1 protein-coding gene is annotated in these 422 nt (G+C 65.9%); it reads left to right on the top strand.

Translation table 11 applies throughout. The annotated features are described in order from the left end of the window. On the top strand, nucleotides 1-422 hold a 422-nt coding region (locus tag B3V69_RS03040), incomplete at both ends, for an MnmC family methyltransferase (RefSeq protein ID WP_296443674.1).

Below are 422 nucleotides of genomic sequence, written 5' to 3'. Positions count from 1 at the left end.
CTGGCGCCGCAATGGTTCGGGCTGTTGCCCGGCTTTCACCGTTTGACGCTGGCGGGCGGTCAGGTCTTGTTGACGCTGTGCGTGGGCGACTTGACGGCCCTGCTGCGGGAGCAACAGTTTGTCGCCGATTCGGTTTACCTGGATCCAGGCCGCGGTGCGGTGTCGGATTGGACGATCTGGACCGTCAAGGCCTTGGCACGCTGCTGTCGCCGCGGCACCAGTCTGGCCATCACGACGGATGTGTCTGACTTGCGCGCTGATTTGACGCAATGCGGGTTTGAGCTTCAAGCCACCCCCCGCCTGAGCGGCCAGTTCAATCCGCGCTGGACGATCAAGAACACGCGCGACGCCATGATCGGTCACCCAGTGGATGTCGGCAGCTGCGCCGTCATCGGGGCCGGACTGGCGGGGGGGGGGGGGGG

This window comes from Rhodoferax sp. UBA5149 (genome assembly GCF_002413825.1).
Lineage (GTDB): Bacteria > Pseudomonadota > Gammaproteobacteria > Burkholderiales > Burkholderiaceae_C > Rhodoferax.
The sequence above is the reverse complement of the archived record's forward strand: the minus strand, read 5'-3'. Positions and strand labels throughout refer to the sequence as shown.